The organism is Isoptericola halotolerans (assembly GCF_003003075.1).
Taxonomy (GTDB): domain Bacteria; phylum Actinomycetota; class Actinomycetes; order Actinomycetales; family Cellulomonadaceae; genus Isoptericola; species Isoptericola halotolerans_A.
This window is the reverse complement of the sequence record NZ_PVTX01000008.1, coordinates 65,836-89,816: the sequence shown is the minus strand read 5'-3', so window position 1 is coordinate 89,816 and position 23,981 is coordinate 65,836. Positions and strand designations below refer to the sequence as shown.

At 74.0% G+C, this 23,981-nt stretch carries 16 protein-coding genes; 15 read left to right on the top strand and 1 reads right to left on the bottom strand.

The features are described from left to right. Nucleotides 1-16 precede the first annotated feature (16 nt). Entirely contained in the window at nucleotides 17-238 is a 222-nt protein-coding gene (locus BCL65_RS12340; protein ID WP_106268461.1) for an SCO4848 family membrane protein, read from the top strand. A 50-nt stretch (nucleotides 239-288) separates the two neighbouring features. Next, on the top strand, nucleotides 289-1,131 hold the full coding sequence (gene ku, locus BCL65_RS12335; protein WP_106268460.1) for a non-homologous end joining protein Ku: 843 nt from the start codon (nucleotides 289-291) through the stop codon (nucleotides 1,129-1,131). A 24-nt stretch (nucleotides 1,132-1,155) separates the two neighbouring features. Here ku and BCL65_RS12330 read toward each other — a convergent pair whose 3' ends face one another. Then, nucleotides 1,156-1,695, bottom strand: a complete 540-nt coding sequence (locus BCL65_RS12330) for a TetR/AcrR family transcriptional regulator (RefSeq protein WP_106268458.1) — start codon at nucleotides 1,693-1,695, stop codon at nucleotides 1,156-1,158. 102 nt (nucleotides 1,696-1,797) lie between these two features. On the opposite strand from BCL65_RS12330, the gene BCL65_RS12325 reads away from it, so the two are divergent. The 13 genes from BCL65_RS12325 to BCL65_RS12260 all read left to right on the top strand — a co-directional run bounded on the left by BCL65_RS12325 (nucleotide 1,798) and on the right by BCL65_RS12260 (nucleotide 23,964). After that, on the top strand, nucleotides 1,798-3,327 hold the full coding sequence (locus tag BCL65_RS12325; RefSeq protein ID WP_243401034.1) for an MFS transporter: 1,530 nt from the start codon (nucleotides 1,798-1,800) through the stop codon (nucleotides 3,325-3,327). A 49-nt stretch (nucleotides 3,328-3,376) separates the two neighbouring features. After that, on the top strand, nucleotides 3,377-5,032 hold the full coding sequence (locus BCL65_RS12320) for a metallophosphoesterase family protein (protein WP_106268456.1): 1,656 nt from the start codon (nucleotides 3,377-3,379) through the stop codon (nucleotides 5,030-5,032). 39 nt (nucleotides 5,033-5,071) lie between these two features. After that, the gene (locus tag BCL65_RS12315) at nucleotides 5,072-5,770 is read left to right on the top strand and encodes a metal-dependent transcriptional regulator (protein ID WP_106268454.1); all 699 of its coding nucleotides are present in this window, start codon (nucleotides 5,072-5,074) and stop codon (nucleotides 5,768-5,770) included. An 82-nt stretch (nucleotides 5,771-5,852) separates the two neighbouring features. After that, on the top strand, nucleotides 5,853-7,073 hold the full coding sequence (locus tag BCL65_RS12310; protein WP_106268453.1) for an MFS transporter: 1,221 nt from the start codon (nucleotides 5,853-5,855) through the stop codon (nucleotides 7,071-7,073). Between the two features lie 48 nt (nucleotides 7,074-7,121). Next, nucleotides 7,122-7,784, top strand: coding sequence for a vitamin K epoxide reductase family protein (locus BCL65_RS12305; RefSeq protein ID WP_106268451.1), 663 nt, complete (start codon nucleotides 7,122-7,124; stop codon nucleotides 7,782-7,784). Nucleotides 7,785-7,835: 51 nt separating this feature from the next. Next, nucleotides 7,836-10,853, top strand: coding sequence for a leucine--tRNA ligase (gene leuS / locus BCL65_RS12300; protein ID WP_106268449.1), 3,018 nt, complete (start codon nucleotides 7,836-7,838; stop codon nucleotides 10,851-10,853). A gap of 19 nt (nucleotides 10,854-10,872) precedes the next feature. After that, nucleotides 10,873-12,468, top strand: a complete 1,596-nt coding sequence (locus BCL65_RS12295) for a DUF3375 domain-containing protein (protein WP_165800014.1) — start codon at nucleotides 10,873-10,875, stop codon at nucleotides 12,466-12,468. After that, complete coding sequence (locus BCL65_RS12290; RefSeq protein ID WP_106268445.1) at nucleotides 12,461-13,234, top strand: DUF4194 domain-containing protein; 774 nt, start codon at nucleotides 12,461-12,463, stop codon at nucleotides 13,232-13,234. Before BCL65_RS12295 ends, BCL65_RS12290 begins: the two co-directional genes overlap by 8 nt. Beyond that, nucleotides 13,231-16,614: an ATP-binding protein gene (locus tag BCL65_RS12285; RefSeq protein WP_106268443.1), complete on the top strand. Its 3,384-nt coding sequence runs from the start codon at nucleotides 13,231-13,233 to the stop codon at nucleotides 16,612-16,614. Before BCL65_RS12290 ends, BCL65_RS12285 begins: the two co-directional genes overlap by 4 nt. A 114-nt stretch (nucleotides 16,615-16,728) precedes the next feature. Then, nucleotides 16,729-19,209, top strand: a complete 2,481-nt coding sequence (locus BCL65_RS12280; RefSeq protein ID WP_106268441.1) for a glycogen/starch/alpha-glucan phosphorylase — start codon at nucleotides 16,729-16,731, stop codon at nucleotides 19,207-19,209. A gap of 340 nt (nucleotides 19,210-19,549) precedes the next feature. After that, nucleotides 19,550-20,464, top strand: coding sequence for a DegV family protein (locus tag BCL65_RS12270; RefSeq protein ID WP_106268437.1), 915 nt, complete (start codon nucleotides 19,550-19,552; stop codon nucleotides 20,462-20,464). A gap of 93 nt (nucleotides 20,465-20,557) precedes the next feature. Further along, entirely contained in the window at nucleotides 20,558-21,544 is a 987-nt protein-coding gene (locus BCL65_RS18345; RefSeq protein WP_106268435.1) for a ComEA family DNA-binding protein, read from the top strand. Then, nucleotides 21,541-23,964, top strand: a complete 2,424-nt coding sequence (locus BCL65_RS12260; protein WP_106268433.1) for a ComEC/Rec2 family competence protein — start codon at nucleotides 21,541-21,543, stop codon at nucleotides 23,962-23,964. Before BCL65_RS18345 ends, BCL65_RS12260 begins: the two co-directional genes overlap by 4 nt. Nucleotides 23,965-23,981: the final 17 nt, after the last annotated feature.

Sequence of the window (23,981 nt, the reverse complement as noted above, 5' to 3'; positions counted from 1 at the left end):
GTGGGATACTCGCCGTGTGCAGCTTCCCGTCGCCTGGTCCCTCGTCCTCGTCGTCGCCGCCGTGTGGAATCTCGTGGTCTGGCCCCAGTTCTGGCGGCGCGTGACCAAGGACCCTCGCGCCCGCGACGAGGCCGGCCGGCCCACCCGCTTCTACACCGTGCACGCGGTGCTCGTCGGCGTCTCGGTCGTGCTCGCCGTCCTGGTGGGAGTCGTGGGAGTCCTCGGCCTGGTGGGCTGACCCGTCCCCGACGTGCTGCGCGGACGCGCGTTGCGCGTGACCATGGGGTCATGAGGGCCATCTGGAAGGGTGCCGTGACGTTCGGTCTCGTCAACGTCCCGGTGAAGCTGTACAGCGCGACGGAGGACCACGACGTCTCGCTGCACCAGGTGCACGACGCCGACGGCGGCCGGATCCGCTACCGGCGGGTCTGCGAGCTCGACGGCGAGACGGTGCCGTACGAGCACATCGACAAGGCGTACGACGACGGTGAGCACGTGGTGGTGCTGACCAAGGAGGACTTCGCGGCGCTGCCGGCCGAGACGAACCGCGAGATCGAGGTCGTGGAGTTCGTACCCAGCGACCAGGTCGATCCCGTGCTGCTGGACCGGACCTACTACCTCGAGCCGGACTCCAAGAGCCCGAAGGCCTACGTGCTGCTGCGGCGCACGCTGGAGGACACGGACCGCACCGCGATCGTGAAGTTCGCGCTGCGTCAGCGCACCCGCCTGGCCGCGCTCCGGGTCCGCGAGGACGTGCTGACCCTGCAGACGCTGCTGTGGGCCGACGAGATCCGGGAGGCGGAGTTCCCGTCCCTGGACGGTTCGACGTCGGTCTCCGACAAGGAGCTGGCGATGTCCGCCCAGCTGGTGTCGAGCTACGAGTCCGACTTCACTCCCGAGGACTACACCGACGAGTACCAGGCACAGCTGCGCCAGCTCATCGAGGCCAAGATCGAGAAGGGCGACACCCTCGACCCGGCCGAGACCTTCGGCGAGAAGGAGGAGGGCGAGGGCGCCGAGGTCGTGGACCTCATGGAGGCCCTGAAGCGGTCGGTGGAGTCCTCGAAGGCGAGGTCGAAGCCGTCGAAGGCCGGTTCGTCGTCGAAGTCGTCGCAGCGCAAGACGGGCTGAGGCGCCGGCCGGGACGGGCCTGCCTCAGCGGGCGCGGCTGGGCTGGGTCGCGACGAGGCGGTCCACGATCCGCAGCAGCTCGTCGAGGTCGGGGGACTGGGCCCCGATCGAGCTGCGGTGGTAGAGGCCGTCGCTGATCAGCATGATCGCGTGCGCCGTCGCCGGGTCCTCGACCTGGGTCGCGATGGCCCGGGTCCAGGTGTCGTGCGCCGTGTCCAGGGCGCTGCGGGCGTGCGGCGCCGAGCCCTGCGCGAGCTGCGACACCCCCCGGAAGGCGAGGTCGAGCTCGCCGCCCACGTCCAGCGAGCTCCGTAGCAGGTACGCCACGGGTCCCTCCGGGGCGGACTCCATGGTGGCGACGTCGGCGGCGATGAGAGCGTGCAGGTGCTCGACGAGGCCGTCGACCAGCGCGTCGCGGGTGGGGAAGTGGTACAGCAGGCCGCCCTTGGAGACGCCGGCGCTGTCGGCGATCGCGTCGAGCGTGGCGGAGCGCTCGCCCGACGTCACGAGGAGCTCGGCGAAGGCGTGCAGCACCTTGGCCCGGGCAGCGGGGGCGGGAGGCATGGTTGCCAGCCTACCGCTCGGCGCGTTACTGTACCGTCTGGACGGTACAGAAGTTCGGCGCGAGGCGTCGCCCTGACCGTCGCTCGTCGTGAGAGGAACGTCGTGACCACCATCTCGGTGACGACACCGCAGCCCCCGGCACCCGCGCTCCATCCCCGTCGCTGGGTCGCCCTCGTCGCACTCATGCTGCCCGTGCTGCTCGTGTCCGTGGACAACACCGTCCTCAGCTTTGCCCTGCCCCAGATCTCGGCGGACCTGCGGCCGACCGGCACCCAGCTCCTGTGGATCGTGGACGTCTACCCCCTGGTCCTCGCCGGCCTGCTCGTGCCGATGGGCTCCCTGGCCGACCGCATCGGCCGCCGCAGGCTGCTCCTCGTCGGTTCCGTCGGCTTCGCCGTCGTCTCCGCCGTCGCCGCGTTCGCGCCCACCGCCGGCACGCTCGTGGCGACCCGTGCCGCCCTCGGGTTCTTCGGGGCGATGCTCATGCCCTCGACGCTGTCGCTGCTGCGCAACGTGTTCGTCGACCGGGAGGAGCGGCGCCTGGCGATCGCGATCTGGGCCACCGGCTGGGCGGCAGGCAGCGCCCTCGGCCCCATCGTGGGCGGGCTGCTGCTCCAGCACTTCTGGTGGGGATCGGTGTTCCTGCTGGCCGTGCCCGTCCTGGTGGTCTTCCTCGTGCTCGCGCCGACCGTGCTGCCCGAGTCCAAGGACCCGGAACCCGGCCCGCTCGACCTGGTCTCGGTCGCGCTCGCCCTGGTCACCATGACCCCGCTGGTCTGGTCCATCAAGGAGATCGCCGCCGACGGCGTCACCCCGGCGGCGCTCGCCGCGGCCGCGGTCGGTCTCGCGAGCGGCACCGCCTTCGTGCGCCGCCAGCTGCGGCGACCGGTGCCGATGCTCGACGTCCGGCTCTTCCGGGTGCCGGCGTTCAGCGGCGGCGTGGTGGTCAACCTGCTCAGCGTGTTCTCGCTCGTGGGCTTCCTGTTCTTCGTCGCCCAGGACCTGCAGCTGGTGCACGGTCTCTCCCCGGTGCAGGCAGGCCTGGCGCTGCTGCCCGGCACCGTCGCGATGGTGGTCGCAGGGCTGGCCGTGGTGCGCATCGTGCGCCGGCTCCCGGCGGAGCGCGTCGTGGCGACGGCCCTGCTGGTCTCGTCGCTCGGATACCTGCTGGTCGCGCTGTTCGGGGGATCGGGCCTGCTCGCCCCGCTGGTCGTCGCCTTCGTCGTGCTCTCGCTCGGCATCGGCGCCGCGGAGACGGTCAGCAACGACCTCATCGTGTCCAGCGTTCCCGCCGCGAAGGCCGGCGCCGCCTCGGCGATCTCGGAGACGGCGTACGAGCTGGGCGCGGTGCTCGGCACGGCCGTGCTGGGCAGCATCCTGACCGCGAGCTACGCGGCCTCCGTGGTGGTTCCCGCCGACGTGCCGCCGTCGGACGCCGCCGCTGCGGCCGAGACGCTCGGTGGTGCGGCCGAGGTGGCCTCCGGGTTGCCGGCCGCCACGGCGCAGGCCCTGACCGAGTCCGCCCAGCAGGCGTTCGCCGGCGGGGTCGGGCTCACGGCGGCGATCGGGGTCGTGCTCATGGTGGTCGCTGCCGGTGTCGCGTTGCTCACCCTGCGCGACCCGCGTCGCTGAGCGCGCCGAGTTGTGGGTGGGGCCCTCCGTCGGTGATCGTGGGTCCACCATGCACGACAGACCCACGCCACCCCGCTGGCTGCGCTGGACGCTCGTCGCCGTCGCCGCCGTCGCCCTGTGCGTCGGCCTCGGGGTGACGACCGCGAGCGCGACGCTCAGCCTCGGCCCCCACGAGGCGGAGTACGCGGTGGACACCGACGGGCTCGTCGTCGTGGACCTCGGGCCGCTCGGCACGCTCGAGATCGACTCGCCCCTGCCGCTCGGGCTCGGCGCCGACATCACGGTCAAGGAGATCCCCGCGGACCTCTCCGCCGTCGGCGCGTCGTCGACCCTGGACCGGCTCGTGGGCGACCTCGACAGCTATCTGCAGTTCTACGACAGCCCGCAGGTGACGATCGACGCGGCGACGGCGGCGCTGCTCACCGACGCGGCGCGTCGCACGCTGCTCGCGCTCGCGCTGCTCGTCCTGTCCGGCTGGGGCGTGCGGGCGCTGCTCGGCGCGGACCGACGGCGTGAGCTCGGACGTGTCCTCGCCCCGCGGACGTGGCAGCTCACCGCGGGCGTCCTGGTGGTCACGTTCGTCGGTACGTCGCTCGTCTCCTCCGACGTCGGCGTGCCCCGTCCGGGTCGGCCGGCCTCGGCCGTGTTCGACGGCACGGCGCTGGAGGGCGCCCGCATCACCGGGCGGCTCGCCGGCGTCATCGACACCTACGGCGGGCAGCTGGTCGAGCTGTACGACCAGAACGAGGCGTTCTACGAGGCGGCGCGCGACGAGGTGGGCAGCGCCTGGAACGCCTGGGAGATCCGGCAGGCCGTCCGGACGGCGCTCGCGGAGCAGCCGCCCGACGACGAGGGCGTCGTGTCGTTGCTCGTCGTGTCCGACCTGCACTGCAACACCGGCATGTCGACGGTGATCGAGGAGGTCGCCGAGCGGTCGGGTGCCGAGGTGGTGCTCAACGCCGGCGACACCACGATGAACGGCACCGCCGTCGAGAAGGTCTGCGTGGACGCGTTCGCCGCCGCGGTGCCCGACGGCGCCGAGATGGTCGTCGCCGACGGCAACCACGACTCCGTCCTGACGTCCGAGCAGGAGGCCGCGCACGGCCAGGTCATCCTGGACGGCGAGGTCGTCGAGGTGGCCGGCGTGCGCATCCTCGGTGACCGGGACTCGCTCGAGACGCGCATCGGCGAGGGGACGCAGGCGGCCCGTGAGCAGACCCCGGAGGAGCAGGCGGCGGCCCTCGCCGCCACGGCCTGCGAGGACGACGTCGACCTGCTGCTGATCCACACCCCCGTGGTGGGGCTGCCTGCCCTGGAGTCGGGGTGCGTGCCGTTGCAGGTCTCCGGCCACACGCACCAGCGCTCCGGTCCGCTGCAGGTGGGACGCGGTCTCCGGTACGTCTCGGCGAGCACCGCCGGTGCCGCCTCGGGGCAGCCCACCGTGGGCCCGCTCCGCGGCACCGCCGAGATGACGTTGCTGCGGTTCGACCCGGAGGCCCGTGAGTGGCTGGACACCCAGCTGATCGAGGTGACGCCGGCCGGCGAGGCGACGGTCTACGACCGCGTGCCGATGCCCGCCGTCGTGCCCCCGGTGGGGGAGCTGGACGACCCGGCGCCGCTCGTCTCGCCGCCCGGCCCGGACGAGCCGGCCGAGACGATCTCCCCCTCGGAGTCCCCGGCGGTCGACGGCCCCCTCGCGCCCTGAGCCCGCTGGCGAGCTCGCGGCCCGCGTAGGCTCTCTGGCGTGACCGACACCGACACCTCGCAGCCGGCGGACCTCACTCCCGTGGCGCAGGACTACCTCAAGACCATCTGGTCCGCCCAGGAGTGGAGCGACGAGAAGGTCACCACGGGCCTCCTCGCCGACCGGCTCGGGGTGGGCCCCTCGACGGTCTCCGAGACGGTGCGGCGGCTGACGGCGCAGGGGCTGCTCGGGCACGAGCCCTACGGCGGGGTCTGGCTGACCGACCTCGGGCGCCGGCATGCGCTGACGATGGTCCGCCGGCACCGGCTGATCGAGACCTGGTTGGTGCGCGAGCTCGGCTACACCTGGGACGAGGTGCACGACGAGGCCGAGGTCCTGGAGCACGCCGTCTCCGACCGCCTGGTGGCCCGGATCGACGCGCGGCTGGGCCACCCGGTCCGCGACCCGCACGGTGACCCGATCCCGACGGCGGACGGTCGCGTCGTGCGGCCCGACGCGGTCCTGCTCGGCGACCTCGCCGCGGGGCAGCGTGGCGTCGTCGCGCGGATCTCCGACGCCGACCCGGAGGCGCTGCGGTACCTCGCGGGGCTCGGACTGGAGCTGGACGTCGAGGTCACCGTCGTGCGTCGCCGGGACTACGCCGGCACCCTGTCGGTCGCGTGGGCGGGGGCGGAGGGTCCGGTGTCCGTGGACCTCGGCCACCTGGCGGCCTCGCGCATCCGGGTCGTCCCCGCGTAGGCTGGGCGCATCCCCGACGGCGTGCTCGCGATCTTCGCGACGCGCCGTCGAATCGTTTCGATCCTGAAGCAAGAGGACCCCCGTGACCCTGGCTCCCTCCCGTCCTGCCCCGCGACTCACCCCGGCGTCCTGGGCCCTCTTCGCCCTGGCGCTCGGCGGCTTCACGATCGGCACCACCGAGTTCGCGACCATGGGCATGCTCCCGCAGTTCGGCGCGGACCTCGGCGTCAGCGACCCGGTGGCCGGGCACGCCGTGACGGCCTACGCCGTCGGCGTCGTCGTGGGCGCCCCCCTGCTGACCGTCGCCGCCGCGCGGATGCCCCGCCGTCGGCTGCTGCTGTGGCTCATGGGGGCCTACACCGTGGCCAACGTGCTCTCGGCCGCCGCGCCGAGCATCGAGTGGCTGGTGGCCGGTCGGTTCCTCGCCGGCCTGCCGCACGGAGCCTTCTTCGGCGTCGGGGCCGCGGTGGGCGCCTCCGTGGCCGGGCCGGGTCGGCGCGGCCACGCCGTGGCCGTGATGATGACCGGGCTCACCGTCGCCAACGTGGTCGGCGTGCCGCTGTCCACCGCCGTCGGCCAGGCCTTCGGCTGGCGCCTGGCGTTCGTGCTCATCGGTGTCCTCGGGGGTGCCGCGCTGCTCGGTCTCTGGCGGTTCGTCCCCGAGCGCGGTCCGGTGGAGTCGAGCGTGCGGAACGAGCTCGGGGCCCTGGCGAACGGGCCGATGTGGGTGGCGTTCGTGGCCGGTGCCATCGGCTTCGGCGGGTTGTTCGCCGTCTACACCTACGTCGCCCCGACCATCACGCAGGTGACGGGCATGAGCGAGGGTGCCGTGCCGTGGGTGCTGGCGGTGATGGGCGTCGGGATGACGGTCGGGACGCTCGTGGGCGGGCGGCTCGCCGACCGCTCGGTGCTCGGTACCGTCGTCGGCGGGTTCCTCACCACCGCGGCCTCCCTCGTGCTGTTCGCGCTGACGGCCGGGTCGGTGGCCGGTGCCCTGGCCGGGCTCTTCCTGCTGGGCGTCACCTCCCAGGTCCTGGGGCTGGCCATGCAGACGCGCCTCATGGACCTCTCGCCGCGGGCGGAGTCCCTCGGCGCCGCGCTGTGCCACTCGGCTCTCAACCTGGCCAACGCGGGCGGTGCGTTCTTCGGCGGCCTGGTCATCGCCGCCGGCTACGGGTACGTCGCCCCCGCCTGGACGGGCCTGGCGCTGACGCTCGTGGGCCTGGCGATCGTACTCGTCTCGGCCAGGCCGCGCGGGGCGCGGCGGTCCCGGAACGCTGGTCCGGTGGGCGCGGTCGCCTGACCGCGCCTTCCCAGCGCCGTCCCAGGACCGTGCGGTACCGTCACCCGCGTGACCGACACGACGGTGAGCACCGACGGCTCCCACGGGAGCCCTGACGACCTCGACATCGCGGAGACCACAGCCGGCCTGCGCACCTTGTCCACCCGGGCCTTCGGCTCGCTGCTGGTCGTCCTCGGCGGGGTAGGGTTCGGCGGCTCGTTGTGGCTGGCGATCGAGAAGATCCTCAAGCTGCAGGACCCGGACCGGGTCACGTCGTGCAGCATCAACGTGTTCCTCGACTGCGGCGTCGCGATGGGCTCGTGGCAGGGAGCGGTCCTGGGCTTCCCCAACCCGTTCATCGGGGTGGCCGCCTTCCCCGTGGTGATCACCACCGGCGTCGTGCTGCTCGTCGGCGCGCGCCTGCCGCGCTGGTACATGCTGAGCCTCCTGGCCGGCACGGTGCTGGGCCAGGTGCTGATCTTCTTCCTGATGTGGACCAGCTTCTACGTGCTCGTCGCGCTGTGCCCCGCCTGCATGGTCGTGTGGACCATCATGTGGCCGCTGCTGTGGGTGCAGGTCGTGCGTGCCGTCCAGACGGGTCATCTCCCGGCCAGCGAGGGTCTGCGGCGCGCCGTCGTGGGCAACCGTTGGGTCATCCTCGCCATCGGCTACGTCGTGGCCGTCGCCTGGCTGCTCCTCAGCGTCGGACCGGCACTCGTCGCCTCGTTCTGAGCCGCGGAAATCCGGCCGGTCGTCCGGTGACCGGCCGGTAGACTCGCCGGCGTGAGCACGCCAGAGACCGAGACGCAGCACCGCCCCTCCGAGCCCGCCCACCGGTACACCCCCGCCCTCGCGCAGGAGATCGAGGAGCGCTGGCAGGACCGCTGGGACGAGCGCGGCACGTTCTACGCCGCGAACCCCACGGGCGGACTCACGGGCGGCGACGGCGAGCACGCGGGGGACGGCAAGCCGTTCTTCATCATGGACATGTTCCCGTACCCCTCGGGCGCCGGCCTGCACGTGGGGCACCCGCTCGGCTTCATCGCTACCGACGTGGTGGGGCGGTTCCGCATGATGTGCGGCGACAACGTGCTGCACGCCATGGGGTTCGACGCGTTCGGCCTGCCCGCCGAGCAGTACGCCGTCCAGACGGGCGAGCACCCCCGCGGCGTCACCGAGCGCAACATGACGGTCTACAAGCGCCAGCTGCGGCGTATGGGGCTGGCCCACGACCCGCGGCGCTCCTTCGCCACCATCGACTCCGACTACGTGCGCTGGACGCAGTGGATCTTCCTGGAGATCTTCGACTCCTGGTACGACGCCGACGCCGAGCCGGCCGGGGAGCCGGCCGGCGGCAGCCCGACGACCCAACGCGGCAGGGCCCGGCGCATCGGCGAGCTGCGCGACGAGCTGGCCGCCGGTGTGCGCCAGGTGCCCGGCCCTTGGGGCGAGAAGCACGGCGGCGACAACACCGGCGGTGCGGTCTGGGCCGCGCTGAGCGAGGGCGAGCGGCGCGACGTGCTGGACTCCCAGCGACTGGCCTACGTCGACTCCTCGCCGGTCAACTGGGCCCCCGGCCTGGGCACCGTCCTGGCCAACGAGGAGGTCACCTCCGACGGGCGCTCCGAGCGTGGCAACATGCCGGTCTTCACCAAGAACCTGCGCCAGTGGAAGATGCGCATCACCGCCTACGCCGACCGACTGACGGACGACCTGGACCTCATCGACTGGCCGGACAAGGTCAAGGCGATGCAGCGCAACTGGATCGGTCGTTCCACCGGCGCCACCGTGCGCTTCCACGTGGTCGGCTCCGGCGACGCCGCGGTCGACCCCGCGGGCGCCGGCGGAGAGATCGAGGTCTTCACCACGCGTCCCGACACGCTGTTCGGCGCGACGTTCATGGTGGTCTCCCCGGAGCACCCCCTGCTGGACGAGGTGCCGGCCTCGTGGCCCGACGGGACCCGCGACGCGTGGACGGGCGGGCACGCCACCCCGGTCGACGCCGTCGCCGCCTACCGCCAGGAGGCCGCGGCCAAGACCGCGGTGGAGCGGCAGGCCGACGCCGGGAAGAAGACCGGTGTGTTCACGGGTCACCTGGCGGTCAACCCCGTCAACGGCGCCACGGTGCCGGTGTTCACCGCGGACTACGTCCTGATGGGCTACGGCACCGGCGCGATCATGGCCGTGCCGGGCGGGGACGAGCGCGACTTCGCGTTCGCCGAGGCCTTCGAGCTGCCCGTCGTGCACACCGTCGAGCCCGCCGACGGGCTGCCGGAGGGCCACGTGGGCGCGTGGACCGGCGACGGCGTGACCGTGAACTCGTCCAACGACGAGGTCTCGCTGGACGGGCTCGGCGTCGCGGACGCCAAGGCGAAGATCATCGGCTGGCTCCAGGAGAAGGGTGCCGGCGAGGGCACCACCACGTACCGGCTCAACGACTGGCTGTTCAGCCGCCAGCGCTACTGGGGCGAGCCGTTCCCCATCCTGTGGGACGCCGACGGACGCCCCGTCGCCGTCCCGGGCGACCAGCTGCCGGTCGACCTGCCCGAGGTACCGGACTACTCCCCGCGCACGTTCGACCCCGACGACGCCGACTCCGAGCCGGAGGCGCCCCTGGGCCGTAACGAGGACTGGGTCGACGTCACCCTGGACCTGGGCGACGGTCCCCAGAGGTACCGCCGCGACACCAACACGATGCCCAACTGGGCCGGGTCGTGCTGGTACTACCTGCGCTACCTCGACCCCACCTGGGGCTCCGACGGCGCCGGTGACGCGTCCGGCACCCTCCCCGTGGTCGACCCGGAGCTGGAGCGGTACTGGATGGGCCCGCACCACAACGACACCTCCGGCCCGGCCGGCGGCGTCGACCTCTACGTCGGGGGCGTCGAGCACGCCGTGCTGCACCTGCTGTACGCCCGGTTCTGGCACAAGGTGCTCTACGACCTGGGCCACGTCAGCTCCCGCGAGCCCTTCGGCAAGCTGTTCAACCAGGGATACATCCAGGCGTACGCCTTCACCGACGAGCGGGGCACCTACGTGCCCGCTGCCGAGGTCGCCGGCGACGAGCAGACGGGCTGGACGTACGACGGCGCACCCGTCGAGCGCGAGTACGGCAAGATGGGCAAGTCGCTGAAGAACGTCGTCACGCCGGACGACATGTACGCCGAGTACGGCGCGGACACGTTCCGCGTCTACGAGATGGCGATGGGCCCGCTGGACCTCTCGCGCCCGTGGAACACCCGTGACGTGGTCGGTTCGCAGCGGTTCCTGCAGCGGCTGTGGCGCAACGTGGTCGACGAGGACACGGGACGCCCGGTGGTGACCGACGCCGAGCCGGACGCCGCCACCCTCCGCGCCCTGCACCGCACCATCGCCGACGTCCGCGTCGAGATGGAGCAGATGCGACCCAACACGGCGATCGCCAAGCTCATCACCTACAACAACCACCTCACGGGCCTGGAGTCGGTCCCGCGCAGCGCCGTCGAGCCGCTCGTGCAGATGGTGGCGCCGATCGCGCCGCACATCGCCGAGGAGCTGTGGGAGCGGCTCGGCCACGACGAGTCCCTGGCCCGCGAGCCGTTCCCCGTCGCGGACGAGCAGTACCTGGTGGCGGAGACCGTGACCTGTGTCGTGCAGGTCAAGGGCAAGGTGCGGGGCCGCCTCGAGGTGGCGCCGGACATCTCCGAGGCGGACCTGCAGGCTGCCGCGCTGGACGAGCCCAACGTGCAGCGCGCGATCGACGGCGCCGAGATCCGCAAGGTGATCGTGCGGGCGCCGAAGCTCGTGAACATTGTCGTCTGAGCCGGAGGCGCAGCGGAGGGTGAGGGCCGAGCGCAGCGAGGCACTCGGCCGTCGCGGAGCCGCAGGCTCGGACGATCGTGGTGCTGCTGACGCACCGGGTCGTCGTGGCGCGACGAGCGCACGGCTGGCGACGGCGCTCGCCGGGGTCGAGCGCGCCTTCGCCGCGCCGACGCTCGGCCTGCTGCACAAGGCGGAGGCGCCGTTGGTGGTGGCGGTCCTGCGGTGCGTGTTCACCCCGGACCGTCCCACGGTCGCCACCGAGCAGCTGCACGTGGAGCTCGACGACCTGCTCGGCGAGCTCCGGACGGCCGTGCCCGCGGGCGCGGCGTCCGCAGGGCGCGTGCCGGGCGTGCCCGACGAGCCCGCCCGCGTGCTGTGCACGCGCTGGGTGCGTGAACGCTGGCTGGTGCGGTCGCTCGACGACGCCGGTGCCGAGCGGTACCGGCTGTCCAGCTACGCGGCCGAGGCGCTCGACGTCGTCTCCCGGACCCAGGGCACCCGCGGCCTGGTGAGCGAGTCCCGGATCCGTACCCTCCTCGTGACGGTCGAGGACCTGGCGCGGGACGCCCACCCGGACCGGGAGTCGCGGATGCAGGAGCTGCGCTCGCGCATCGACGAGGCGCAGGCCGAGCTCGGGCGGCTCGAGGCCGGGGGAGAGGTGGAGTCGGTCGAGCCCGCGCGGCTCACCGAGCAGTACGACCACGTGCTGTCCCTGGTGCGCGAGCTGCCGACCGACTTCGCCCGCGTCGCCGAGTCGATCTCGGCCCTGCAGCGCGACATGGTGACCCGGCTGCGCCAGGACGAGCGCACCACCGGCGTGGTGGTCGCCGACTACCTCGACGCCTCGGAGAACCTCCTGGAGCGGACGCCGGAGGGCCGGGCCTTCGCCGGGGCGATGGAGCTCCTCGGCGACCCGGACCTGCTTGACGGTCTCGAGCAGCGGGTCCGCTCGATCCTCGAGCACCCGTTCGCCGCGGAGCTGCCGGCGGACCACCGTGCGGTGCTGCAGACCCTGCGGGCCCAGCTCGTCGGGGCGATCGAGGTGGTCCTCGCCGCGCAGGCACGCGCCTCGCGCACGGTCACCGCGCAGATCCGCCACCACAACCCGTTGCGCGACCGCGAGCTCGACGACGCGCTGCGCGAGGCGACCGCCGCCATGGCCGAGTGGTTCCCCGCCTCCGGCCGCGCGGCGCGCGTGGAACCGTTGCGGTGGTTCGAGCGCGCCCGGCCCGGACGCCTGCGCACCGCGCTGCACGACCTGCGTCCGGAGACGCCGCCGGACGACCTGGAGGAGTGGACCCACGACCACTCCCCGGGCGACGAGATCGCGGACCTGCGGGCGATGGGCGGCCCGCAGCACGCCGAGATCCTGGCCCACCTGGGCACGCTGGCCGGACCGACGAGCATCGGTCGCGCGTTCGCCGCCGGGCCCGCGTTCCTGCGCCGCCCGGTCGAGCTGCTCGGCTACCTCGACGTGGCCGTCAGCGATGCCGACGGCGGCACGTCCGGCGACGTCCCCGCGACAGGCCTGGAGCGGGTCACCGCGACGCGCGCCGACGGGACGGTCCGCGACTTCGTGCTGCCCCGCACCCCGATCAGGAGGACGGATGACTGAGCTGGACACGGTCGAGGACCGGACGACGGCAGCCCCGGCCGGCCCGGGCGAGGCCGGCGAACCTGTTGGTCCCGCCGGCACCTTCGTGGAGGCTCCGGCGCTGGAGGACGACGAGCCCGGGCTGTTCCCCGGCGACACCGGCGTGCTGCCCTTCGAGGCGCGCCGCGTGCTGGCGCTGCTCCTGCAGCGCCGCTACCTCGCCGCGGCCGACCACCCCGCCGAGTGGACGTCGTTGCTGACCCACCAGCAGGTGATCTCCTCGCGCCTGCACGACCTGTTCGTCGAGCTGATCGTGGACCGCGACTACGAGATCGCCTTCAAGCGGCAGGTCCGTCCTGACGGGCTGTCCGTCCCGGTGCTGCTGAAGGACGAGCCGTACAAGCGCGTCGAGACGCTGCTCATGCTGTTCGTGCGCAACCGGTTCCGTCAGGAGCAGGGCGCCGGTCAGGCCGCCGCCTACGTCGACACCGAGGAGATGGCCGACTACGCGCTCGGCTTCCTGGCGCACGACGAGACCAACCTGGCCGCCCGCCGTCGGGAGATCGACAACGCGGTCGCCGCCCTGGCACGCGAACGCGTGCTGGACGAGGTCGCCACCGGTCGGTACCGGATCCTGCCGGTCGTGGAGATCCTCCTGCCGGTGGACCGGCTGCGCGAGCTGACCCACTGGCTGCGGGGGGACTCCGCCGCACCTGCCGAGCACCCCGCGCCGCACGCGCTGCCGGACGACGACACCGCCGCGAGCCCCGAGGAGACGGACGCATGAGCGTGACCACACCGGCCGCGACCAGGATGAACGACTCGCTGTTCGGGCTGATCCCCGCCGCGTCCGACGGGCGGCAGTGGACGGCCCGCTCGATGCAGCTGGTGAACTGGGGCGGCTACCACGGTCATCACGAGGTGCGCTTCTCGGCGGCGGCCACCCTGCTGTCGGGAGCGTCAGGGTCCGGCAAGTCGACCTTGCTGGACGCGTACATCGCGTTGATGATGAGCCACACCACACCGTTCAACGGGGCGTCGAACGGTGCCGCGGCGGGCCGGGCACGCGGTCGCGAGCAGCGCAACGTGCTGTCGTACGCGCGCGGCAAGCTCGACGAGTCCCGCGCGGACGGCACCACCAGTCGCGAGCAGGTGCTGCGCGGCGACGGCGCGGACACGTGGACGGCGATCGCGATGTCGTGGTCCGACCAGTCCGGCGGCGGCCTGACGGCGCTGCGTGCCTGGTACGTGCCGCGCGGCGCGACGCGCAACGAGGAGTGCGTCGTCGTGCGCGCCACGGCCGACGGCGACTTCGACCTGCGTGACCTGGAACCGCTGGCGGCGGGACGGTTCGCCCGCCCGGGGCTGACGGAGGCGGGGCTCGCGCTGTACGACACGGACGTCGCGTTCGCCACGCGCCTGCACGCGGCGCTCGGCATCGGTGCCGCGGGCGACGGGCACAAGGCGATGCAGCTGCTGGGCCGCATCCAGGCGGGCCAGGCGATCACCACCGTCGACGCGCTGTACAAGGCGATGGTGCTCACCGAGCCCGAGACGCTGGAGGTCGCCGACCGCGCCGTCGAGCACTTCGACGAGCTCAGCGCCGTGCGCACCGAGATGCTGACCGCGACCCGGCAGGTCGAGGTGCTGCGCCCGATGCGGACCCTGCGCGAGCAGGTCGAGGCGGCCCGGCGCTCGGTCGCGCTGCTGGACACCCTCGGGGTGCCCGACGGCGGCGGACGGGGCGAGACCGCGGGTTCCACGGCGTTCGGTGCGTGGCGTGACGGCCGTCGGCTGGCGCTGGTCCGGGCGGAGGAGGAGGCGAACCGGGTGGCGCACCGCGCCGCGGAGGAGCGTCGCGCCGCCGCCGCCGCGCGGATCGCGTCGGCCGAGGCCGACCTCGAGGAGGTGCGCGCGTCCCTGCGCAGCCAGGGCGGCGACGCGATCGAGTCCACGGAACGGGAGATCCGCCGTCGGACGGAGGCCCTGGAGGACACCCGCACGGCGCGCGCGGGCCTCGAGACGCACCTCGCGGTCCTGCAGGAGCAGGTCGCGTCGCGGCGGGACTTCGACCGGGTGCTGCGGCGCGCTCGCGACCTGGTGGAGGAGCGCACGCGCCGCGCCGGCGAGCACGAGGAGGAGGTCTTCGCCGCGCGGCAGGCGGTCGCCGACGCCGAGAAGCGGCTCGCACGGCTCGAGCAGGAGCGGGCGTCGCTGTCCGGACGGCGCGGCAACGTCCCGGCGGAGGAGCACGCGGCGCGGCTGGCGCTGGCCGAGGCGGCGGGTCTCGACGCGGACGAGCTGCCGTTCGTCGGCGAGCTGCTCGAGGTGCGCGGCGAGTACGAGCCGTGGCGCGACGCCGTCTCGGTCGCGCTCGGCGGGTTCGCCACCACCCTGCTCGTCGACGCCGAGCGGCTGGCGGACTTCCGGGCCGCGATCGACGGGGTGCCGCTGCGCCGGCGCGTCCGTTTCGAGGGGGTGCCGACCGGCCTGCCGCTCGACGACGACGCCGACCCCTCGACGCTGCCGGGCCGGCTCGAGGTCAAGGCCGGCCCGTTCGGCGGCTGGCTCGCCCGGCGCCTGGCCGAGCAGTTCGCCTACGTCTGCGTGGACGACCCCACCGAGCTGCGTGCCCACCGGCGCGCCCTGACACGCACCGGACAGATGTCCGACGGGTCCCGCGGCGCGCACGGCGGCGCGGGGCGAGCCTCGGTGCTCGGCTTCTCGAACACCCGTCGGCGCACCCGCATCGAGGCCGACGTCGAGGAAGCCCGGGCGACGCTGCGCGACGCCGGTGCGGCCCTGGAGGGGGCCCGGTTGCGGCAGGCGGCGCACACCGACGAGTTCGTGGCAGCCAGCCAGGTCCTGCGGCTCTCCTGGGAGGACGTCGACGTCGCCGCCGCCGAGCAGGCCGTGGCCGACCGGACGGAGCGGCTCGAGGCGTTGCGGGACGGGTCCGACGCGGTCCGCGGGCTCGCCGAGGACGAGCAGCGCCTGCGCTCGCGCCTCACCGAGCTCTACCGCGAGCGCGCCGACGCCGAGAACCGCGTGCGCGAGCTCGGCGAGCACTGGGCGACGATCACCGACCTCGTGGACCGGGTGACCGATGCCGTCGAGCGGGCCGAGCGGGCCGAGGTGGCGCCGTCGGCCGCGCAGCGCGAACGCCTGGACGCCGCGCTGGCCGCCGTGGCGCCGTCGGACCCGGAGTCGTTGTCGCTCGCCGCGCTCGAGCAGGCGACCACCGCCGTGGTGCGCGAGCTCGTGCGCGACCGCGAGGAGGCGCTGGAGGCCGGTCGCACCGCGCGGGCCGCGCTGCGCAGCGTGTTCGAGCGCTTCTGCGACGCGTGGCCCAACCCCAACCTGGGCACGGACCCCGAGGAGTCCTACGACGACTTCGCGCGGATCCTCGACGAGATCGAGGACCAGCGCCTCTACCAGCTCACCGAGCGCTGGTCACGGACCCTGGGCCGGCTGAGCGGCCACGACCTGACGCTGCTCGGCAACGTCATGAACCGGTCGGTCGCGGAGATCCGCGAGCGCATGGAACCGGTCAACGCGATCCTGGCCACGCTCCCGTTCCGCGACGACGCCCACCGGTTGCGCATCACCGCCCAGGTGACCGAGGCGCGCGACGTGGCCTCGTTCCGCCGTCAGCTGCGCGACCTCGCCGCCGACCCGGGGGAGCAGACGGCCGCGGAGCGCCAGCGGCGGTACGAGCGCATGGCGCGGCTCGTCGACCGGATCCGCCCGGACTCCCCGGAGCGGCGCCGGCTGGTGGACGTGCGCGAGCACGTGCGCATCAGCGCCGAGTGCGTCGACCTCGACGGCCACCACGTGAGCGTGTACGACCACATCGCGGGCAAGTCCGGCGGCGAGTCGCAGGAGCTCGTGGCGTTCATCGTCGGGGCGGCGCTGCGCTACCAGCTCGGTGACGCCGGGGCGGAGCGCCCGCGGTACGCGCCGGTGTTCCTCGACGAGGCGTTCATCAAGGCCGACGCCCGGTTCGCCGGGCGAGCCGTGGGTGCGTGGCGCGGGCTGGGCTTCCAGCTTGTCATCGGCGCTCCGCTGGACAAGGTCAGTGCGCTCGAACCGCACGTCGACGTGGTGCTGCAGGCGGTCAAGGACGCCGCGGGGCGGTCGCGGCTGGTGACGCTCGTCGGGGTCTGAGCCGCCGGCCGGCGGGGCGGCCGTGTGACGGTCGGGATACGGGCGGGTGTCGGTCCGGAGTCGGCCGGGGGTCGTGCGACGACACGGACCCCGCCCGTGGGTAGTGTCGAGCACGTGACCGAATCGACCCCCCTGATCGCCACGCCGGAGCACACCGTCGAGGGCTTCGTCCGCGAGTACCTGCGCGAGCTGAACTTCGCCCAGGGCACCATCCTGGAACGCGCGAGCGTCAACGACCAGTACCTCGCCCTGGCGCGCACCGTGCGCCACTACCTCATGGCCCGGTGGATCACCACGACCACCGAGCACTACCGCCGCCAGCCCAAGGCGGTGGCCTACCTGTCCGCCGAGTTCCTGCTCGGCCGACAGCTCGACAACGCGCTCGTCGCCGCGGACCTCGAGGAGATCGCCGCGGAGGCCCTCGCCTCGCTGGGCATCGACCTCGCCGAGCTGCGCGAGGCCGAGGTCGAGCCTGGCCTCGGCAACGGCGGCCTCGGCCGGCTGGCGGCCTGCTTCGTCGACTCCCTGGCGACGATGTCCGTCCCGGCGATCGGTTACGGCATCCGCTACGAGTACGGGATCTTCCGCCAGACGTTCGTCGACGGCCGGCAGGTCGAGGAGCCGGACGACTGGTTGTCGGGCGGGTCGCCGTGGGAGTTCGCGCACCCGGAGCACGAGGTGACGGTCAGCTTCGGCGGCCACACCGAGACGTACACCGAGGGCGAGGGCGACGACGCGCGCGAGCTCACGCGCTGGGTGCCCGGCTGGCAGGTGCTCGGCGTCCCGTACAACTACATGGTCCCCGGGTACCGCAACGGGCAGGTCAACACCCTGCGGCTGTGGAGCTCGCGCGCCACCCACGCGTTCGACCTGAAGATCTTCAACCACGGCGACTACGCCGAGGCGGTGCGGTCGCGGACGTTCGCGGAGAACATCTCCAAGGTGCTGTACCCGGAGGACTCCACGCCCCAGGGCAAGGAGCTGCGGCTGCAGCAGCAGTACTTCTTCGTCGCCTGCTCGCTGCGGGACTTCATCGACCAGCTGCTCCCGGAGGGCTTCGACCTGCACCGGCTGCCGGAGCGCATCTGCTTCCAGCTCAACGACACCCACCCGGTCATCGCGGTGCCCGAGCTGATGCGCATCCTCGTCGACGAGAACGGGTTCGACTGGGACGAGGCCTGGGAGGTCACCCGGGGCTGCTTCGCCTACACGTGCCACACCCTGCTCCCCGAGGCGCTGGAGGTCTGGCCCGTCGACCTGCTCGGACGTCTCCTGCCGCGCCACCTGGAGATCATCTACCGGATCAACGACGAGTTCCTGGCGGGGGTCCGGGAGCAGTCGGGCGACGACGAGCTGCTGGTGCGGCGGATGTCGATCATCGGCGAGCAGCCCTCCCGGAACGTGCGCATGGCCCACCTGGCCACGGTCGCCGCCGTCAAGGTCAACGGTGTCGCCGAGCTGCACTCCCAGCTGCTGCGGGACAAGGTCCTGGCCGACTTCGCCCACCTGTGGCCCGAGAAGTTCACCAACGTCACGAACGGCGTCACCCCGCGCCGGTTCGTCCGGCTCGCCAACCCGGGGCTGTCCGGGCTGATCACCGAGGCCATCGGGGACGGCTGGGTGACCGACCTCGACCGGCTGCGTGATCTGGAGCCGCTGGCCGACGACGCCGAGTTCCGCCGGCGCTTCCGGGAGGTCAAGGCGGCCGGCAAGGACCGGCTCGTGGATCTCCTGGCACGTCGGGACGGGATCGAGATCGACCCGTCGACGATGCTCGACGTGATGGTCAAGCGCCTGCACGAGTACAAGCGGCAGACGCTCAAGATCCTGCACGTGATCAACGTGTACGACCGCATCGTCTCGGGCGAGGTCGACCCGGACGACCTGGTGCCGCGCACCGTCGTCTTCGGTGCGAAGGCGGCGCCCGGCTACGCCATGGCCAAGGAGATCATCGCGCTGATCAACCACGTCGGCGCCGTGGTGGGGGCTCACCCCGAGGTCTCGAAGGTGCTGCGGGTCGCGTTCCCGGCCAACTACAACGTCACGGTCGCCGAGACGCTCATCCCGGCCGCCGACCTGTCCGAGCAGATCTCGCTGGCGGGCAAGGAGGCGTCCGGCACGGGGAACATGAAGTTCGCCCTCAACGGTGCGCTGACCGTGGGGACGGACGACGGCGCCAACGTCGAGATCCGCCAGCTCGTGGGCGACGACCACTTCTTCCTGTTCGGGCTGACCGAGCCCGAGGCCGCCGCGATGCAGGAGGCGGGCTACCGGCCGTCGTCGTACTACGAGTCCAACCCGGCGCTGCGCCGGGCGCTCGACCTCGTGGCGCACGGGGAGTTCTCCGGGGGAGACCGGACGACCTTCGAACCGGTGGTGTCCAACCTCCTGGGAGAGGACCGTTTCATGGTCCTGGCCGACTTCCAGTCGTACCTGGACGTCCAGGACCGGGTCGAGGCGGCCTACCGCGACCCGGACGCGTGGAGCCGGTCCGCGGTGCTCAACGTGGCGCGGTCGGGTTTCTTCTCCTCGGACCGCTCGATGCGGGACTACATGGAACGCGTCTGGCACGCCGACGTGCTGCCCACGTCGTAGGACGCCGTCGTCGGGTGCCGGTGGCTCCGGCACCCGACGACGTGACCTCCCCCTGTCTCAGGGACGGTGCCGGCCGCCGAGGCCCGGACGGTGGTGTCGGGCACGCCCTGCTGCGCGCCTTCCTTCCTCCGGAGCATCGGCTTCGCCGACGGTCGTGCGTGCCCGGTCGGGGCGTACGACGGCGCCTCCGACGGCCCGGACCGCGGCGTGGGCGGCGGGCTCGGCGTCGTCGGGCATGTCGTGCACGCTAACGCGACCGGGCGCGATCCGCGCGCGGTGGAGACGGGGTGCGCGGTCGCGGCGCGTCCGCCGCGGCGCCCCTCGCCTACACTCGGCAGCGATGCCTGATACTGCCGCCGTGCGCGTCGTGACCGACTCGACCGCCTGCCTGCCCGCGCCCGACGGCGCGGCGCACGCCGACCTCTGGGACGGGCTCGGGCACGGCCCGCTCGTGGTCCCGCTGCACGTCGTCACCCAGGACGGCACGCTGCGCGAGGGGGTGGACGTCAGTCCGCAGGACGTCGCCGCCCGCATCGCCGGCGGCGAGCGTCTGACGACCTCGCAGCCGGCGACGGCCGAGCTCTCGGACGCGTACCGGGAGCTCGTCGCGGACGGCGCCCGCTCGGTGGTCTCCGTGCACCTGTCCGGTGAGCTGTCGGGCACCTTCGCCGCCGCGGAGCGTGCCGGGCACCGGGCGATGATCCCGGTGCGTGCCGTCGACTCGCGGACCGCCGCCATGGCCCTCGGGTTCGCGGCCGTCGAGGCGGCCCGGTGTGCTGCGGCCGGCTGCGACACCGAGCACGTCGCGCGTCGAGCCCGCGAGGTCGCCGGTTCGGCGGAGGCGGTGTTCCTGGTGGACTCGCTGGAGCACCTGCGCCGTGGCGGGCGCCTCTCCGCCCCGGCGGCGGCCCTCGGCACCGCGCTCGGCGTCCGGCCGATCCTCGGGGTGCGGGACGGCCACGTGGAGCTGGTCCAGCGGGTGCGGACCCGCCGGGCCGCCGTGTCCCGCCTCGTGACGATCGCCGTCGAGCGAGCGCGCCGGGCCACCCGGCCTGCCGTCGCCGTGCACCACCTCGGTGCACCCGAACGGGCTGCCGAGGTGGCCGACGTGCTGGCCGACCGGCTCGGGCTGCAGCCCGTCGTGACCCCGGTCAGCGCCGTGCTGGGGGCGCACGTCGGGCCGGGGGCGCTGGCGGTCATGGTCGTCGACCGCGGCGGGCACGTCCACGACCTCGAGCCGGGCGGTCCCTGGTAGGCCGAGCCGGCGGACCCCACCCTCAGGGAGTGCGTGTCCACAGCGCTCGTCCGAGGGCGGTACACGGCGCGGCACCGTCCCTAGCCTCGGGCCGTGACCACCTCCGCCACGCCGCGCACGACCGACGCCGCCGCACGACTCGACGCCCTGCGGGCAGCCCTCGACGAGTCGGTCCCGGGACCGCCCGCACCTGACCGGGCATCCGTGCCGGGAGCGGGCGGTGGGGGGCCGGGCGTCGGGCCCGACCCTGAGCTGGTGGAGCGGCTGCGTGCCCGGCGGTCCGCCGGGCACGTGGCCGCCGCGTACGGCGCGGCGCACGGCCACCCGGTGGCGCCGGACGACGGGGCGACACGTCGCCGCTGGGCCCTGTCCGGCCCGGCCGCCGTCGCCGCCTGCGCCGTGGTCCTGGTCCTGGGGCTGACCGTCGCCGCCGTCGCCCACTTCTCCGGCGGGAGCACCGAGGACCTCGGTGTCGCGGTCGAGGAGTCCTCGCAGGGGGTGCCCCTCCGGGCGGAGGCGCCGGGCGACGCGGCGACCGACCCGCTCGCCCCGGCAGGGCCCGAGGAGGCGACCGACCCGGTGGCCGACCCAGCGACCGACCCGGCGACGGAGGTGGGTACCACGACGTCGCCCCCGGGCGTCGTCGTCCACGTCACCGGGCAGGTCGCCGACCCGGGTCTGGTCCACCTGCCGGCCGGTTCCCGGGTGGCCGACGCCGTGGAGGCCGCGGGCGGCGCGACCGACGAGGCGGACCTGGCTGCGCTCAACCTCGCCCGCGCCGTCGTGGACGGGGAGCAGGTCCGTGTCCCGGCGCCGGGGGAGGACCCGCCCGTCGCTCTGCCGGGCGGCACACCTGACGGCACGCCCGGCGAACCCGCCGCCGACGCCGCTCCGGTGGCGCTGAACACCGCCGGCGCCGACGCCCTGACGGCGCTGCCCGGCGTCGGTCCGGTGATCGCAGAGCGCATCGTGGCCTGGCGCGAGGAGAACGGCCCGTTCACGCGCGTGGACGAGCTGGCGGAGGTCTCCGGGATCGGACCCGCACTGCTGGCGGACGTGCGCGACCTCGTCGTGCTGTGACGCAGGACCTGCGGCTGGCCCCGGCGGCGCTCGTCGTCTGGGCCGCGGCATGGTGCCTCAGCGGGGCGGCGACCGACGGCGTGGTGGTGCTCTCCGTCGGGGTCGGCGGTGCCGTCGTGGCGCTCGGGAGTCTGGTCGTCCTGCGTCGCTCCGGGCGTGCCGTCGTGGCCCATCTGCTGCTCGTGGGCGCCTGCCTCGTCACGCTCGCCGGCTCGGTGCACGGCCAGGCCGCGGCACGCGCACCGCTGCCGCAGCTCGCCGCCGACGGCGCCGTCGCCACGCTCCGCGGCACGGTCGTGACCGAGCCGCGTCCGGCGACGTTCGGCGACGGCCACCGGTGGCAGGTCGCCGTGACGCAGGTCTGGGCGCGAGGCACGGGGTCGTCGGCACGCGGCCATGTCGAGGTGACCGCGCCGGGGCCGCCGCCGCGGTACGGGGCGGTGGTGGTCGCCGACGTGCGTCTCGGCCCGCCGGGGATCGGCGCGGGCACGGCCGCCTCGGCGAGCGCGACGGCGGTGCGGGTCACCGCTCCGCCCGGTCCCGTGCTGCGGGCGACGACAGTCCTGCGCGCGGAGCTGCTGGAGGTCACCGAGGGGCTGTCGCCGCAGGCGCGGGGCCTCGTACCGGGCGCGGCGGTCGGCGACACCACCCGGCTCCCCGACGACCTGGACGAGGCCATGCGGACCACCGGGCTGACCCACGTCACCGCGGTGTCCGGCAGCCACTTCGCGATCGTGGTGGCGACGCTCGCCGTCGCCTGCGCGGGCCTGCGCCTGCCCCGCGCCGCGCGGGTGGTGCTCCTCGTCGTCGGCGCGGTCGGGTTCGTGCTGCTGGTGCGGCCCGAGCCCAGCGTGCTCCGCGCGGCCTGGACCTGCTCCGTCACCCTGCTCGCCCTGGCGCTCGGACGGCCCGCCGCCGGGCCGCCGGCGCTCGCGGTCGCCTCTACCGTGCTGCTCGTCGTCGACCCGTGGATGTCGCGGTCCTTCGGGTTCGCCCTGTCGTGCGCCGCGACGGCGGGCATCATCCTGCTCACGGGCCCGATCGCCCGGCGCCTGGACCCGTGGTGCGGGCGCGTCCTCGCGTTCGCCGTCGCGGTACCGCTCGCGGCGCAGGCGGCCTGCGGTCCGCTGCTCGTCCTCCTCGACCCGGCCCTCCCGGCGACGGCGGTGCCCGCCAACCTGCTCGCGGCGCCCGCGCTCGTGCCCGCCACCGTGCTCGGTCTCGTGGCGACGCTCCTGGCGCCCTGGGCGCCCGCGGTGGCCGGCGCGGTGGCGTGGGTCGCCGGCGTCGCGACGGCGTGGATCGCGGCGGTGGCCCGGTCCTTCGCGGCCCTCCCGGGGGCGAGCCTGCCGTGGCCGGGCGGTGTCGGTGGTGCGCTGCTGCTGGCGGCAGGCACGACGGCGGTGCTGTGGGTCGCCCTGCGCAGGCCCCCGGCGCGCGGCCCGGTGCGTGCCGCCGGGCGTGCCCCCGGGGTCCTGCTGGCGGCAGTGTGGCGCCGTGCCGCCGCCTCCTGCCGTCGCGCGCGCCCGGCACGCGGTCTGGTGGTCGGGGCGCTGAGCGTGGTCCTGCTCGCCGGGACCGCGCTGCTCGTCTCGGCCTGGCCCCGGCTGGCACCGGGGCTGGTGCCCGGCGACATCCCGGACGACTGGCAGGTGGTGGCGTGCGACGTGGGCCAGGGCGACACCCTGGCGATCCGCAGCGGAGCGCGCGCCGCCGTCGTCGTCGATGTCGGTCCGCCGGGTGACGCGGCAGCGCGGTGCCTCGAGCGGCTGGGCGTGGAGCGCATCGACCTGCTCGTGCTGAGCCACTTCCACACCGATCACGTCGGCGGCCTGGACGCCGTGCTGGCCGGACGCACGGTGCGTGCCGCCGTCGTCTCACCGCTGGACGACCCGGCGGCGCCCGCAGGTCGGGCACGGGGCGCGCTGGCCGACGCCGGCGTGCCGGTCTCCGCGGGGACCACCGGGCAGCGAGGTGCCGCGGGCACGGTGACCTACCAGGTGCTGGCGGCCGACCCGGCGCCCGGCGGCGGCGCGGGCGCGGCGAACGATGCGAGCGTGGCGCTGGCCCTGCGGACGGGGAGCGGGATCGACGTCGTCGCCCTCGGCGACCTGGAGGAGCCGGGTCAGGAGCGCCTGGTGAGGCTGCTCGCTCCGTCGGGGCTGCCCGACGGACCGGTCGAGGTGCTCAAGATGGCCCATCACGGCTCGGCGTCGCAGTCCGCCGACCTCGCCCGGCTCCTCGCCCCCCGCGTCACGCTGGTGCCGGTCGGGGAGAACGACTACGGCCACCCCACCAGCTCGGCGCTCGCCCTGTACGCGGCGGTGGGCTCGCGCATCGTGCGGACGGACGAGTGCGGGACGTCGGCGCTGACGGTCCGCGAGGGCGGCCTGGAGCTCACCTGCGCACGTCGCTCGTGACATCGGTGGCACCGGCA

What these genes read in the sequence shown, in the direction of transcription:
- ku (WP_106268460.1), top strand. Translation starts at nt 289, where the DNA reads ATGAGGGCCATCTGGAAGGGTGCCGTGACGTTCGGTCTCGTCAACGTC.
- BCL65_RS12330 (WP_106268458.1), bottom strand. Translation starts at nt 1,695, where the DNA reads ATGCCTCCCGCCCCCGCTGCCCGGGCCAAGGTGCTGCACGCCTTCGCC.
- BCL65_RS12320 (WP_106268456.1), top strand. Translation starts at nt 3,377, where the DNA reads ATGCACGACAGACCCACGCCACCCCGCTGGCTGCGCTGGACGCTCGTC.
- BCL65_RS12290 (WP_106268445.1), top strand. Translation starts at nt 12,461, where the DNA reads ATGACTGAGCTGGACACGGTCGAGGACCGGACGACGGCAGCCCCGGCC.
- BCL65_RS12285 (WP_106268443.1), top strand. Translation starts at nt 13,231, where the DNA reads ATGAGCGTGACCACACCGGCCGCGACCAGGATGAACGACTCGCTGTTC.
- BCL65_RS12270 (WP_106268437.1), top strand. Translation starts at nt 19,550, where the DNA reads ATGCCTGATACTGCCGCCGTGCGCGTCGTGACCGACTCGACCGCCTGC.